The following is a 13,186-nucleotide window of genomic DNA, read 5'->3' as shown; positions in this document are numbered from 1 at the left end:
GGGCGTTGCGTGGTGGGGGAGTTGGGCCGGCGGGCGGTTCGGCGCGCGGGCGGTTCGGTGTGCGCTGGTTCGGTACGCGGGCGGTCTGGTACGCGGGTGGGTCGGTATGCGGCCGGTCCGGTGTGCGGCTGGTCCGGGATAGGGAACAGCCCCGGCGCTCGGAGGTGCCGGGGCTGTTCCGTGGAGGAACCGGGAAGGGGTCCGGTCAGCGGCCGTAGCCGCCGTGGCCGTACCCGCCACCGTGCTTCGGGCCGTGGTGGCCCTGGTTGACGCAGGTGTTGCCGAACGCCGGGTTCAGCAGACCGACCACGTCGATGGTGTTGCCGCAGAGGTTGACGGGGATGTTGACCGGGACCTGTACGACGTTGCCGGAGGCGACACCGGGCGAGCCGACGGCCGCACCCTGCGCGCCCGAGTCCGCCATGGCGAAGCCGGCGCCGCCGACCACCACGGCGGAGGTGCTGAGCACCAGGCCCGCGACCTTCGCGATGCGAGACATCACGTTCTCCTAACTGATCGTTTCGCACGGCGTCAGGTTCGCCGCCGTACTCCCCTTCAACGCGGCGGGGGCGAACGGGTCACGGGGGGTCACCCGAGTGGGGTGAGGGGGTCTCCGGGCGGGCCGGGGATTTTCGGTGGCGGGGGTTTCGGAGTCGGGGGTTTCGGAGGGGGCCGGAATTTTCCGGGCGGCCGGTACTTTTATCGGCAATCTCCTTGGTTTCCTGGGCTATTCTGGTCCGCTGAATCGCGAAGGCCGAAATCAACCCCCGGTGTTACGCTGCCGTATGGAGAAACCCGAATTTTCCACGGAGGGCGTGAACGTCGACGACCTCTGTTCGTACGCCGCCGACATATGGGTGGGCGACAGCGGTATTCTCACCGACCCGGAGCGGCTGCTCCGACTGCTGCGCGTGGCCGCGGAGAACGGGAACGCCAAGGTCCTCGGCGAGGCGACGCACATATTCCCCAACGGAGCGGTGACCGCGATCCTCCTGCTCTCCGCGTCCCACCTGAGCATCCACACCTGGCCGGAGTTCGGTCTGGCCAACGTCGACCTCCTGGCCTACGGCCGCCCCAATGGTGAACTCATGCTCCGTGCAGTGGAGTTCGGTCTGGCGCCGACGCGAGTGAACGTGACGCGGACGCTGCGCGCGGTGCGTTGAGGTGGGGGAGGGGGGTTTTAAGGTTGTTGACGGGGTGTCAAGGGGGGTTCCGGTATTGGCGGATGAAATCGGTCGGTGTTGTTCTGAAGGGGTGCTCTCCGTAGGTCGGAGAGGTGGTCGGTAAACATTCGAGGTGGCGGTCCTCTGTGGTGGAATATGACGCCCTGTGGATGCGGCTGGTCCAGGAATCCCACTCGGGTCCTACTGTGTTCCGTCACGCATTTATTTTCGGCGGCCTGGAATTCTCTGTGCCGCCGGAGGGTCAGCTGATGATGTGCGGCCCGGGTGCCGACCTGGCGATCGCTCTGCCGGACGTGCCCCAGCTCTTCAGCCACACCCGCGCGGAGCTGCTGCCCGGCGGGCAGGCTGTGCGTCGACTCCGTCCTGGTCGCTCGTCGGCAAGTTCGCGGCGGCTCTCGACGTCGCCGCGAGGATGCGCGAGGTCTGCTTGCCGCACCTGGCGATCGAGGGCAGCCGCTTCGCTGATGGCTTCGGCCCCGTCGCCGACGGCGTCCACGACACCGGCGGCGCTGAGCGCAGCGGCCCAGAGTGCAGCGGAGCTGTCACCGAAGTCGCCCTCGCTGTCGGCCCGTTGGCGCCCGGCCGACCCGACCGGAACCTCAACCGCCCGCTCGACGCAGGCACCGCCGACATCCCCCCGAGCCCCGGCGGCAGACCGGGCGGCATGCACGTCGACTCCATCTCCACGAAGGCTGGCGCGCCGCCCGCCGCCCGCCGCCCGCCGCCCGCCGCAGCGCCCCTGCGCCTGACCGACGCCCTCCACCTGAAGCCGAAGCCCGACATCGTCGCCCAGGCCATCGACGGCCGCCCCTACGCCGCCGCCCGCGTCAACCACTCCGCCCGCCTCCTCATCGAGCCCTCTGGGAGTCCCCGCGCACCGAACACGACCTCACCGCAGTTCTCGCACGAGCCGTCGAGCGAGCCGCCGAGTGTGGCCGCCGAGTACGCGCCGCCGAGCGCGAGCCGGAGGAGGCCGCGGTCCCGGCGGCCGAACTGGCGCGTGAGCTGAGAGGAAGGGACGGGCGGAACCAGCCGCCCGACACTGGGCTCTCCTGACACCGACCCCTCCCTGACGCCCGAGCTCTCTCGACGCCGAGCCCCCCTAACGCCCAGGCCCTCCTGATGCCAGCCCCTCCTGCCCCCATGCCCGCCCGGCGCCGCCACCCACCGACTCCTGACTTTGCGGAACATCCGGGTCAATTGACCTCTTTTTCCCGTACCGGCTGCCCGAGTTGCGACTATTTATGTCGTCTATAGGCTTTTACGTGTCCACCTGTTCTAGGAGTTGATCCCCATGGGCATGGAACACACGCTGCCGACCGAGACGGCTGACCTCGCAATTCAGGTAGAGGGCATGGTCGACGCCCCTGAGATGGACGGTGTCCACCACGACAGCGCCGAGTGCGCAGCTCTGCTGGTCATCGGCGGCGCCGGCGGACTTCTGCTGTCGACGCCGACTCCCCGACCGAAGAAATCCAGCTGAGCTAAGGGGAACCGCATTGGCAGAGCAGGCCCAGGAGGCCGCGCCCCTGAACACTGCGATCGCCGAAGCGGCCCACGGGGTCACTCTCGCCTTGCGCGAGGGTGGCCCCTACGCCCTGTCCCGCGTCCTGCGCCCGGAGGACCCGCTGACCTCGGCGGCCGTCCGCATCCTGGGCGCCGATGTCCTGCTGCCTTATGTGGCCGGACGACCGGAACAGCGCGACCCGGCCGACGAGACGGTCGTACGGCGGTCCCTGACCGCCTATCCGCCTAGTGCGGGCTCCGCCGTGTCCGCGTGGAGCCATCACGGACTGACCGAAGCGGCACGGCAGTTGCTGCCCGCCGTATGGCCGACCCCCGGGGAGCCGGACGGGGGCTGGACCGAGACCGAGTCCTGGCCGCGCCTCGCCCACCAGGTCTCCCAGCTCGCCGCCCTCGCGGTCCCCGGCCTCGCCGTCGACCTGGAGGAACGGCTCGCGCCGCGCGCGGTCGACCTCTCCCGCGGCTTCGTCCGCGCGGTGCGCCGCCGCGACTGGCTCCAGGCCGCCGGGCTCGGCCGCTGGCTGGCCCGCCTCCCCGGCGTCCCCGAGACCCTCGGCCTCGACGCGGGCCTGGCCTTCGTCGGCCGCTGGGGCGCCGAGGACCCCCGCGTCGTCCTCCATGTCGTCGCCGCCGACCGGCTGTTCGGACGCGGCCGGTGAGGGCCCCTGGGGACACGACCGCACGGAACGCTTCGACGCCGGGGGACGCGACACCACAGGGCTCCTCGACACCGGGGGACCCGTCGGCACGCGACACCTCCACGCCGCAGGACCCACCGGCTCCGGGACTCTCCCCGGCGTACGACGGGGACGCCCTCGACCCCGCACTGCTGGACCAGGTCGCCGCGCGGGCCGTCGGCTGGCTGGTGCAGGCGCGGGACTGCTTCCGGCTGCCGGACGACGCCGTCACCGACGCCGACCGGGACCGCACCTGGAAGCCGCTGGGCGAACTCGCCGAACTCAGCGGGTACATCGCCGGCGCCCACCCGCGCGCGGAGGTCCGGGAGACGGCACGCGGGCTGCTGGAGTTCGCCTGGGAGGAGACCGCGCGCGGCGAACTCTTCGCGGAACTGATGCACCGCGAGCCGTACGCCACCTACCCGGTCGAGCTGTACGGCGCCTTCGCGCGGGCCGGGCTGCGGCACGAGCGCGCCGACAATCTCGCGGCGGTCGCCGTACGGCTGCGCACCCGCGGCGTCCCCCGGGAGGCGCCCACCCGCACCCTGGGCGTCCTGCGGGCCGAACGGCGCATCGGGCTCACCCCGCACGGTGACTTCGACACCGAACTCACCCGCACCTGGCTCGGCTCGCTCCCCGAACCCTGGGCGCTGGAGCGCCGGACGGCGTACGGGCTGACCCATGACGTCTTCCACGTCACCGACTGGGGCCGCGCCCGCGCCGGGATGGCCCCGCACACGGCCGGCTATCTGCGGCTGTGGCTGCCGGCCTGGCTGGAGTGCTGGCTGGCGGAGGAGGAGTGGGACCTGGCCGGGGAACTCCTCGCCGTCGCCGCCTGCCTGCCGGCCGCCGCCCGCTACGGCACCGCCTGGGAGCGGCTCGCCGCCGCCCAGAGCAGCGACGGGAGCATCCCGGAGAACGGCCGGCTGCCCCTGGGCGTCTTCCGGTCCTGCTACCACTCGACCCTGGTCGCGGCGTTCGCGGCCACGCTGGCACTCGCGGACGGGGACCTGCGATGACGACTGCTTCCCCCGCCGTGCTGCACCGGGTCGGCGAGCGGGCGCTGGACTGGCTGGACGCCCACCGGGACTACTTCCGGCTGACCGACGACGACCGGGCCACCAACATGGCGCTGGGCGAGCGGCTCAAGCCGATCGGGGAACTCGCCATCAACATGCGGGTGCTGTTCCGTGAGGGCGTCGCCGGCTCCCGCCAGCGCGAACGGGGCGGCGCCCTGCTGGACTTCGCCTGGCGGGAACTCCTCGACGGCGGCACCCTCCTGGCCGACGTACAGCGCAGCGAGCCGCTCTCGCCGGTGCCCATGGAGGTCTACGCGCCCTTCTACGAGTGCGGTTACCGCAATCCGGGGCTGGAGGAGGTGCTGGCGCCGCCCCGGCGGCTGCGGAGCTGGGCCGCGCTGGAGGTGCTGCCCAACCGGCGGCTGTCGCTGCGCGCCGCCGAACGCAGGGTCGGGCTCACCCGGGGCGGTGATGTGCGGGAGAACCTGGCACGCACCTGGCTGGGGCAGCTGCCGGAGCCCTGGACCCTCCAGATGGACGTCGCCTACCACCTCACACACACCGTCTTCCACCTCAGCAACTGGGGTGAGAACCCTGGCGGTATCCCCCCGCACGTCTCCGGCTACCTCGAACTGTGGCTCCCGGCCTGGCTCGACGAGTGGGCGCAGCGGCAGCATTGGGATCTGCTGGGCGAACTCCTCGTCGTCGACGCCTGCCTGCCCGAGCCGGCTCTCGACGCCGGCATCTGGGAGCGCTTCGCCGCCGCCCAGGCGCCGTCCGGTGCCATGCCCATCCAGTACGGCATGCCCGAGGGCGACCCCAGCGACGTCTTCGACCTCGTCCACCACCCCACCCTCGTCGCCGCCTTCGCCTCCGCGATGGCCACCTCCCGGGCGCTGGGCTGAATGGCCCCCGCCACGGCCCCCGCCACGGCCTCCACCACGGCCGCCACCAAGGCTTCCACCGAACTCCCCGCCCCGGCCTCCGCCATGCCCCTCCCCGACCGGCTCCGGGAAGCCGTGACCCGGATCGACGCGCCCGACGTCGTCGTGGGCGTCTCCCGGGGCGGGGAGCGGACCGTGGTCTGCGGGGGCCGCGCCGACCGGGCCGACGAGGTCCGGCTGGGACTGCGGTACGAACTGGGCTCGCTGAGCAAGACGTTCACGGGACTGCTGCTGGCGGAGCTGGCCGAGCAGGGTGTGGTCGCGCTCAACGACTCCGTCAGCCGGTATGTGCCGGGTCCCGGCGAGGAGGCGGCGGACCCGGCCGGCGCCCGCACCCCCACCCTCGTACGCGTGGGCAGTCCGATCACCCTTCACCATCTGGTGACGCACACCTCGGGGCTGCCCCGGCTGCCGCCCGAGCTGGTTCCCGGGGCGCTGCTGTTTCCTCGCCGGAATCCTTATACGGGGTACGGGAGCGACCAGTTGGTGGAGGCGTTCACGCGGACGCGGGTGCGGCGGGGGCCGGGGACGCTCTGGCGGTACTCCAACTTCGGGGCCGCGCTGCTCGGGCAGGCGCTGTGCCGGGCGGCCGGGATGCCGTATCCGGAACTGCTCGCGGCGCGGGTCCTGGGGCCGCTCGGGCTCGCGGGGAGCACGGCGGCGGCTGGGGTGGACCGCGCGGACGCCGTCGGGCATGAGCGGGACGGGGTCACGCGGGTGCCGGTGACTTCCATGGGGGCCTTCGCGCCGGCCGCGTCCGTACGGACGACGCCGGGGGATCTGCTGACCTATCTGGAGGCGCATCTCCGAGGAGGGGACGGAGCGTTGGGGGGCGCGCTGCGGCGCGTTCGCACTCCGCAGCTGCGGCACGGGCGGGGGATGCGGGAGACGCACACGCTCACCTGGTTCCAGCATCCGGCCACGTGGGGGCCCGTCCTCTTCCATACCGGGGCGACCTTCGGGCAGCAGGTCTTCGCGGGGCTCCATCCGGCGTCCGGCACGGCGCTGATCGCCCTGGCGACCCAGCACTTCCGCACCTGCCCGCTCGTACCCGTCGCCTACGACCTGCTGCATGAGCTGGCGGACGGCACAGACCGCCAACTGGATTGACTCTTCGCTCTCTTGAGGTGTCAAGGTGCGACTGCCTACACCCTGACAACGCGCGGCCCCCGTCCGAGGTTCCGGCTTCGTGAACAGATTTTCGAGGCCGGTTTCCCGTAACTGCCGAATCGATTAATCGTGACCGGCGGATACGACAAAATGCCTGTTCAGACGGGTGCCTGCCGGATGGCTTCGGCATGGCTACCCGACGGGTGAACCCGCCGTGCGCCGCGTGTGGCGGCCCTTCCGCCGGTGGTCGACTGCCGCCCTAGAGCTGAGCTGAAACGTTCGTTCGCCGGTGCGGGTCCTGTCGGGCCCGGCCGTGCGGACGGCCAGAGCACCGAGGGGTCGCAGTGGGTTCCGTAGCCGAGACGTGCCGTGAGAGACGTTCGCCGGAGGCGTACGTACGACCGGACGCCGCCCGTGCGGTGGCCGCCGCGGCGCCGGTCGTGATGAGGCACCGCCGCGCCGCCGGCCGGCGCCGGGTGTGGATCGCCGTCGCCGCCGTCGTCTTCCAGCTGGCGCTGGGGTCGGTGTACTCCTGGAGCGTCTTCGCGCGGGCCCTGCGCGAGCCCGGGTCGGCGTTCGCCTTCGACGCGACGCGGGCGACACTGCCGTTCAGCGTCGCCGTGGGCATGGTCTTCCTCGGGACCTGGTGCGGCGGGCGGCTCCAGGAGCGGCACGGGTCGCGGGTCACGGCGATGGCCGGGGCGGTCGTCTACTCGGCCGGGATCGCCGCCTGTTCGCTCGCCACGACCGCGGCCGACCTGTGGATCCTCGTCCTGTGCTACGGCGTCGTCTCCGGCTTCGGCCTGGGGATCGGCTACATCGTCCCGACCGCGCTGCTCCAGCGCTGGTTCCCCGACAAGCGGGGGCTGATCACCGGGATCAGCGTCGGCGGGTTCGGGCTCGGTCCGGTGCTCAGCGCGCCCGTCATGGCCGCGCTCGTGCACCGGCACGCGGCCGTCCCCACCGAAGCGTTCCTCCCCATGGGTCTGCTCTGCGCGGCGATGACCCTCCCGGCCGCCTGGCTGTTCGTCAACCCGCCCGCCACGGCGTCCTTCGTGGCGTCCTCCGCGGCCGGACGGCCCACCGGGCGCTCGGTCACCGCGCGGGAGGCGCTGCGCACCCGGGAGTGGTATCTCCTCGCGGCGATCCTGTGCGCCAGCTCCCTGGCGGGCATCAGCCTCGTCAGCGTCCTCGCGCCCGCGGCCCATTCGGTCGCCGGGTACGACGCCTCCTCCGCCGCCGCCCTCACGGCCGCCGCCGGTGTCTTCAACGGCGTCGGCCGCCCGCTCGCCGGCGCGGTCTCCGAACGGGCCGGGCGGATGCGGACGTTCGCCGTGCTGCTGCTGATCCAAGGGGTCTGTCTCATCGTCCTCCCCTGGGCGCACTCGGCGGTCGTCTTCGCGGTGCTCGTGTGCGCGGTGAGCCTTGCCAACGGAGGCGGGTTCGGGACCATGCCCGCCACCGCCGGGGACTTCTTCGGGGTGGCCCATATCGGGGCTGTCTATGGGCCGATGCTGGTGTCCTGGAGCGTGGCGGGGGTGGTGGGGCCGTTGGCCACGGCTCATCTTGCGGGGAGGGGGTATGGGGTGGCGTTCGTGGTGATCGGAGGGGTTACGTTGGGTGCGGTGGGGTTGACCGCTGTGGTGAAGGTTCCGGGGAACGGGCGGGCGTGACGGCCGTCAGGACGGTGGCTGTCACCCGTTCCAGGTGGATGGCGTAGCCGCGGGCGGAGGGGTGGAAGCCGTCGTCGGCCAGGAGGCCCGGGGCCGGAGCGCGGAACTGAGGGTCGATCAGGCTCACCGCGTGGGCGCCCGTCCGCAGGACCGCGGCGGTCTGGCGGCGGGCCAGGGCGTGGGCGCGGCGGGAAGCCAGCGGGCGGGACCAGGGGCGCAGGGCGGGGAGGCCGGAGAGCTCGGGGCAGCAGCCCACGACCACCGTCCAGCCCGCCCGCACCAGCCGGGCCGTCTGCTGTTCCAGGTGTCCCACGGCGGGGGCCAGGCGGGCGGGGGCCAGGGCGTCATTGGCGCCGAGGCTGAGGACGGCGATGCCGGGCGGGCCGTGCAGGGCCCGGTCCGTCTGGCGTTCCAGGAACGGGGCCGTGGTCCCGATGCGGGCGAGGACCTCCACGTCGACCGGGCGGCCGGTGTGCTCGGCGAGGGCCGTGGCGATCCGGGCGCCCGCGGTGTCCTGGGGGCGGGTGACGCCGACGGAGAGGGCCAGGGAGTCGCCCAGGAGGGCCAGGCGGAGGGCGGGGGCGTCCTGCGGTGAGGCGGGTGCCGGGTAGCGGCCTTCGCAGTGGGTGGCCCGGGGGCGGGTGAGGGGGATGGGGCGGGTGAGGAGGAGGGCCAGGTACGTGCGCAGGAGGCGGCGTCTGAGGGGGAGTCTCCTGGGCGGGCGGGCGGTCATCTTCTCCGTCCCACGGGCCGGCCTGCCTGCTGCCCGAGTTCGAGGTGGCGGTCGGTCTGGCGGCCGGCGGCCCGGGAGAGGCGGGCGAGGAAGCCGGCGAGCGCTTCGCGGGCCTGGTCGGCGGCGGGGGCGAGGCGGGGGACGTCGAAGATCCTCCAGTGCCGCAGGAGGGGTTGCGGGACGTCGTCGTGGTGGATGCGGAGGTTGTAGATGTCCGCGCGGGAGATGGCGGCGGCTTTGCGGCGGAAGCCGGGAAGGCCGTCGCCGGGCATCCTGAAGGACATGGCCTCGCGGCAGATCGCCTCGGTCATCGCGGAGGGGTCGATGGCCAGGGACTCGGTGACCAGGTTGCGGTAGAAGACCATGTGCAGGTTCTCGTCCGCCGCGACGCGGGCGAGGAGACGGTCGGCGCGCGGATCTCCGCTCAGCCGGCCGGTGTTGCGGTGCGCGATACGGGTCGCCAGTTCCTGGAAGGAGACGTAGGCGCAGGCGTCGGCGACGGTGCGGTCCTGGGCGTCGTACCCCTGGCGCATCGTCTGCATCCGGGTGCGTTCCAGTTCGTCCGGGTCGACCGCGCGGGTGGTGAGGAGGTAGTCGCGGATCGCCGTCGCGTGCCGGCCTTCCTCTGCCGTCCACTGGTGCACCCAGGTGCCCCACGCGCCGTCGCGGCCGAAGCGGACGGCGATCTCGTGGTGGTAGCTGGGGAGATTGTCCTCGGTCAGCAAATTGACCTCCAGCGCCGCCTGGATCGCCGGGGTGAAGGCCGACTGGTCCGGCGTCCAAGGGGATTTCTCGAAGTCCCGGCCCTCGTCCCACGGGACATATCTGTGGGGCATCCATTCTTTCGCCGTCGCCAGATGGCGGTTCAAGTTCTCGGCGACCACAGGTTCGAGTTCCGCAATCAGATCGATTTTCACACTTACCTCTGCGGTGGGTCCGGTGCGGGGTTTATCGGGCGCCGAGGCCAGCAAAAGGATCGATATGTGCTTTGTTTTCCAATGTCAATCGTGAGGAGTGGAAATGGCCGACAGTTACGATCTGATGCGGCCGGAAGCGACTTTTCAGGAACTCGGCCTCGATTCGCTGGCGTTGATCGAACTGGCGGTGGCGGTCGAGGACGAGGTGGGGGCGAGCGTGGGGGAGCTGGGGATGGAGTGCACCTTGGCGGAGGCGGCGCGGGTGCTGGACGCGGCGCGGGGCGGCGGGAGCGAGGTCGTCGCAGGGGCGTTCGGGCGGGACGGCTGATGGCGGCCGACGACGTCGTCGTCACCGGGATCGGGCTGGTCACGCCTGGTGGGGTGGGGGTCGGGGAGAGCTGGCGGGCCGTGGTCTCCGGGGTGTCCGTCGCGGCCACCGATCCCGTTTTCGCCGGGCTCGCCGTCGATTTCAGCTGCCGGGTGCCCGGGTTCGACGCCGACCTGCTGCTGGGGGGCCGGCTCGCGCGGCGGCTGGACCGGGGGACGCAGATGGCGTTGGTGGCGGCGCGGGAGGCGCTGGCCGACGCGGGGCTGGGGGCGGGTGCCGGGCGCGGCGGCTGGGACGCCGGGCGGGTCGGGGTCGTCATGGGGGTGGGCAGCAACAGCCTCCAGCACTACACCAAGGCGTTCGTGGGGGTCGCCGAAGGGCGGCCGGGGCGGGTCTCGCCGCTGATGATCCCGCGGAGCGTGCCGAACATGGTGCCCGCCGAGATCGCGCTGGCCGTCGGGGCGCAGGGGCCCAATCTCGCGGTGTCCACCGCGTGCGCGTCGGGGACGAGCGCGCTCGGGGTCGCGCGGGATCTGCTGCGCGGGGGCGCGTGCGACGTCGTCGTCGCGGGCGGGGCGGAGTCGACGTACGCGCCCGTCTACTCCGTGACGTTCGGGCAGATGCGGACCCTGTCGGGGCGCGGGGGCGATCCCGCCTCGGCGTCCCGGCCCTTCGACCGGGACCGGGACGGTTTCGTGCTGTCCGAGGGGGCCGGCGTCCTGATCCTCGAGCGGGCCGCGCACGCGGCTGCGCGGGGGGCGTTTCCGCGGGCGCGGCTGGCGGGGTTCGGCAGCTCCTGCGACGCCCACCACGCCACCGCGCCCGATCCTGAGGGCGGGGGCGCGGGGCGGGCGATTCGGGCCGCTTTGCGGGATGCGGGGGTGGGGGCCTGGGAAGTCGGTCATGTCAATGCGCACGGGACATCCACCGTGCTGAATGACGCCGCCGAGTGCCATGCCCTTCGGTCGGTGTTCGGTTCACCTCCGCCTGTCACGTCCGTCAAAGGAGTGCTCGGGCATTCCCTGGGAGCGGCGGGTGCCGTCGAGGCCGTCTGTAAGGTCCTTTCTCTTCAGCATCAATTGATTCCGCCCACCGCGAATCTCGAATCTCTTGATGCGGGGATCGAGCTGGATGTGGTCGCTAAAGTTTCCCGCCGGGTGCGGATGCGGGTGGCTCTGAGTAATTCATTCGGGTTCGGGGGGCAGAATGCGGTGGTGGTGTTCGCCGTGTGAGTGAGGGGTGTCCGCCGGAGCGCGGGGCGCGCGCGGCGCGGTGGGGGGTCGTATGCGGTCCGCGGGCGTGCGGCCGTGGCGGCTCTCCCTTCCGGGCGCTCTGTGCCGGCGGGCCCTGGCGCCTGTGCAATGGACGCGGTCATGGCGTTCACGGGCGTTCGGCACGGGGCGGGGCATGGGTGGTGTGCGGCGGGCCGCGGTCCGTGTGGTGATCGTGGGCGGGCGGGCGACGGGTACGGCCGTGCTGGTCCAGCTGGTGGAGCGGGGCGCGGCGGGGGCGGTGGTGACCGTGGTCGATCCGGCCGAGGCGGGGTATCCGGCGGTGTTCGACGATCCGAGCCCCCTGCTGGTGGCGAACACCTCGGCGGGGATCAACTCCCTGTTCCCTGCACTGCCCGGTGACTTCGCCGGGTTCGCGGGGTGTGCTCCCCAGGACACGGTGGTCCGGCAGGTGGTCGGCCGCTATCGGGCGGACCGGGCGCGGGCGGCGGGTGAGCGGGCGGCGCGGCGCGGGGTGGAGGTGCGGTGGCTGACGGGGTTCTGCCGGTCGGTGCGGGTGCTCGGGGAGGGGGTGTACGAGGTGCGGCTGGCGGACGGGCGGTGCGAGTACGCCACCCATGTGGTGCTGGCCGTCGGCGTGGGGCCGGTCCGTCCTCCCCGGGGTCTGGGCGGGGTGGCCCCCTTCCCCTCCACCGCGCTGGTCCGGCGGGCGCCGCGGACCGCTTTGGTCGTGGGGCAGGGGCAGTCCGCGATCGATGCCGCGCTGGTGCTGTGCGCGGCCGGCGGTCAGGTCGTGATGGCCTCGCGCACCGGCCGGTTCCCCGCCGTGCGCACCCGGACGCTGCCGTACCCCGTGAGTGCCGGCGCGGTCCGCGCGGCCGGGGTCCCGGCCGATCTGTACGCCCTGGTGGACGCGGACTGCCGGGCCAAGGGGTTTCCGCCGCTGCGGGCGCAGTTGTGCCGTGACGGTGATGCGGTCGGGCGGTTGCGCGAGGAGATCGCGCTCGCCGCTGCTGACGCGTGTCCGTGGCAGGACTGTGTCGTCGGTGTTCTGGATCTGGCGGGGGCGCGTCGGCTGCGGGTCGCCGAGGGCGGGGAGTTCGGCTGGCGGTACGTCACTTCCGTCGCGCTGCCGACGGCGCGGCGGTTGCTGGAGCGTATCGACGCCGGGCAGATCGCCGTCCGGGACATGGGGGTGGTCGGTCGCGGCGCCTTTGACCTGGTGGTCACCGCGACCGGGTTCGGCCGTCCTTGGCTGTGGCACAGCGATCGGGAGGTGTTTCTCGGGCGTTGTGCGGTGGGGGCTCGGCCGCTGGAGTGGGTTGATCCCCGGTTGCGGGTGCGGCTGACCCCGGGTGGTCCGCCGGAGCGGATCTGGGCTGTCGGGCCGGCGTCCTGGCCTTGCGCGCCTTTCCCGAACTTTCTGCGTACCGCTGTGCGGCAGGCTTGTGAGGTTGTCCGTCAGATCGCCGGCGGGGGTGCGGGGTGAGGCCGGGGCGCTGTGGGGCGGCTGCGAAGTCCCGTTCAGGACAGCCCGGCCGGAGATCCGCTATGGCCACAGACCAGAACTGGCCATCTGCCGGGCGGTTCTGATGAGGACATCGCCGACATGGGGGAGATCTCGCCGGGGCTGTCGGGCAGTTCGGCGCCTTGTGCGGAGCGTGGGAATGAGAAGAACAGGATGGCGGCGAATTCGACGCCGCCATCCTTCTGTGGGGCGCCCCCGGCAGGACTCGAACCTGCGGCCAAGTGCTTAGAAGGCACCTGCTCTATCCACTGAGCTACGGGGGCCGGATGGGGTGGCCGCGTCCGTGGGGCCCGGAGGGGGCGGGGTGGGACGCTGCC

At 72.5% G+C, this 13,186-nt stretch carries 14 protein-coding genes and 1 tRNA gene; 11 read left to right on the top strand and 4 right to left on the bottom strand.

From position 1 onward, the window contains the following. Positions 1–205: 205 nt before the first annotated feature. On the bottom strand, positions 206–499 hold the full coding sequence (locus tag ACYUD3_RS37025) for a chaplin (protein ID WP_470980398.1): 294 nt from the start codon (positions 497–499) through the stop codon (positions 206–208). 316 nt (positions 500–815) lie between these two features. Between ACYUD3_RS37025 and ACYUD3_RS37020 the strand changes: the two genes are divergently transcribed. The 8 genes from ACYUD3_RS37020 (at position 816) to ACYUD3_RS36985 (ending at position 8,131) form a co-directional block, all read left to right on the top strand. Beyond that, entirely contained in the window at positions 816–1,163 is a 348-nt protein-coding gene (locus tag ACYUD3_RS37020) for an S-adenosylmethionine decarboxylase family protein (RefSeq protein ID WP_470980395.1), read from the top strand. 448 nt (positions 1,164–1,611) lie between these two features. Next, entirely contained in the window at positions 1,612–2,193 is a 582-nt protein-coding gene (locus tag ACYUD3_RS37015) for a hypothetical protein (protein ID WP_470980392.1), read from the top strand. 285 nt (positions 2,194–2,478) lie between these two features. Beyond that, positions 2,479–2,667 (top strand): hypothetical protein, encoded by a 189-nt coding sequence (locus ACYUD3_RS37010; protein WP_470980390.1) that lies wholly within the window; start codon positions 2,479–2,481, stop codon positions 2,665–2,667. Between the two features lie 16 nt (positions 2,668–2,683). Further along, complete coding sequence (locus tag ACYUD3_RS37005) at positions 2,684–3,367, top strand: hypothetical protein (RefSeq protein ID WP_470980387.1); 684 nt, start codon at positions 2,684–2,686, stop codon at positions 3,365–3,367. Beyond that, positions 3,364–4,404, top strand: coding sequence for a DUF6895 family protein (locus tag ACYUD3_RS37000; protein WP_470980384.1), 1,041 nt, complete (start codon positions 3,364–3,366; stop codon positions 4,402–4,404). Before ACYUD3_RS37005 ends, ACYUD3_RS37000 begins: the two co-directional genes overlap by 4 nt. Then, positions 4,401–5,309, top strand: a complete 909-nt coding sequence (locus ACYUD3_RS36995) for a DUF6895 family protein (RefSeq protein WP_470980381.1) — start codon at positions 4,401–4,403, stop codon at positions 5,307–5,309. The genes ACYUD3_RS37000 and ACYUD3_RS36995 overlap by 4 nt, the downstream gene beginning before the upstream one ends. Continuing rightward, the gene (locus ACYUD3_RS36990) at positions 5,310–6,458 is read left to right on the top strand and encodes a serine hydrolase domain-containing protein (protein WP_470980378.1); all 1,149 of its coding nucleotides are present in this window, start codon (positions 5,310–5,312) and stop codon (positions 6,456–6,458) included. Between the two features lie 344 nt (positions 6,459–6,802). Further along, complete coding sequence (locus ACYUD3_RS36985; RefSeq protein ID WP_470980375.1) at positions 6,803–8,131, top strand: L-lactate MFS transporter; 1,329 nt, start codon at positions 6,803–6,805, stop codon at positions 8,129–8,131. Here the strand turns inward: ACYUD3_RS36985 and ACYUD3_RS36980 are convergent. Continuing rightward, positions 8,070–8,864 carry an SGNH/GDSL hydrolase family protein gene (locus ACYUD3_RS36980; RefSeq protein ID WP_470980372.1) on the bottom strand — a complete coding sequence of 265 codons (795 nt, stop codon included), beginning with the start codon at positions 8,862–8,864 and terminating at the stop codon, positions 8,070–8,072. The two genes, ACYUD3_RS36985 and ACYUD3_RS36980, sit on opposite strands and share 62 nt — an antisense overlap. Further along, positions 8,861–9,781: an acyl-ACP desaturase gene (locus ACYUD3_RS36975; RefSeq protein ID WP_470980369.1), complete on the bottom strand. Its 921-nt coding sequence runs from the start codon at positions 9,779–9,781 to the stop codon at positions 8,861–8,863. Before ACYUD3_RS36975 ends, ACYUD3_RS36980 begins: the two co-directional genes overlap by 4 nt. Before the next feature lie 103 nt (positions 9,782–9,884). On the opposite strand from ACYUD3_RS36975, the gene ACYUD3_RS36970 reads away from it, so the two are divergent. From ACYUD3_RS36970 to ACYUD3_RS36960, 3 genes are all read left to right on the top strand, one after another. Next, positions 9,885–10,109 (top strand): acyl carrier protein, encoded by a 225-nt coding sequence (locus tag ACYUD3_RS36970; RefSeq protein WP_470980366.1) that lies wholly within the window; start codon positions 9,885–9,887, stop codon positions 10,107–10,109. After that, a complete protein-coding gene (locus tag ACYUD3_RS36965; protein WP_470980364.1) occupies positions 10,109–11,341 on the top strand; it encodes a beta-ketoacyl-[acyl-carrier-protein] synthase family protein in 1,233 nt (410 codons plus the stop codon). The genes ACYUD3_RS36970 and ACYUD3_RS36965 overlap by 1 nt, the downstream gene beginning before the upstream one ends. A gap of 175 nt (positions 11,342–11,516) precedes the next feature. Continuing rightward, positions 11,517–12,830: an FAD/NAD(P)-binding protein gene (locus ACYUD3_RS36960; RefSeq protein WP_470980361.1), complete on the top strand. Its 1,314-nt coding sequence runs from the start codon at positions 11,517–11,519 to the stop codon at positions 12,828–12,830. 229 nt (positions 12,831–13,059) lie between these two features. Here ACYUD3_RS36960 and ACYUD3_RS36955 read toward each other — a convergent pair. Continuing rightward, positions 13,060–13,132, bottom strand: a tRNA-Arg gene (locus ACYUD3_RS36955). Positions 13,133–13,186: the final 54 nt, after the last annotated feature.

The sequence above is a fragment of the Streptomyces sp. AMJ-169 genome (genome assembly GCF_055597585.1).
Note: the sequence above shows the minus strand (reverse complement) of the source record. Positions and strands in the feature narration are given on the sequence as shown.

Bases quoted from the DNA above. Each gene is read 5' to 3' on its own strand.
- ACYUD3_RS36970 (WP_470980366.1), top strand. From the start codon at position 9,885: ATGGCCGACAGTTACGATCTGATGCGGCCGGAAGCGACTTTTCAGGAA.
- ACYUD3_RS37010 (WP_470980390.1), top strand. From the start codon at position 2,479: ATGGGCATGGAACACACGCTGCCGACCGAGACGGCTGACCTCGCAATT.
- ACYUD3_RS36960 (WP_470980361.1), top strand. From the start codon at position 11,517: ATGGGTGGTGTGCGGCGGGCCGCGGTCCGTGTGGTGATCGTGGGCGGG.
- ACYUD3_RS37025 (WP_470980398.1), bottom strand. From the start codon at position 499: ATGTCTCGCATCGCGAAGGTCGCGGGCCTGGTGCTCAGCACCTCCGCC.
- ACYUD3_RS36990 (WP_470980378.1), top strand. From the start codon at position 5,310: ATGGCCCCCGCCACGGCCCCCGCCACGGCCTCCACCACGGCCGCCACC.
- ACYUD3_RS36980 (WP_470980372.1), bottom strand. From the start codon at position 8,864: ATGACCGCCCGCCCGCCCAGGAGACTCCCCCTCAGACGCCGCCTCCTG.
- ACYUD3_RS36965 (WP_470980364.1), top strand. From the start codon at position 10,109: ATGGCGGCCGACGACGTCGTCGTCACCGGGATCGGGCTGGTCACGCCT.
- ACYUD3_RS36995 (WP_470980381.1), top strand. From the start codon at position 4,401: ATGACGACTGCTTCCCCCGCCGTGCTGCACCGGGTCGGCGAGCGGGCG.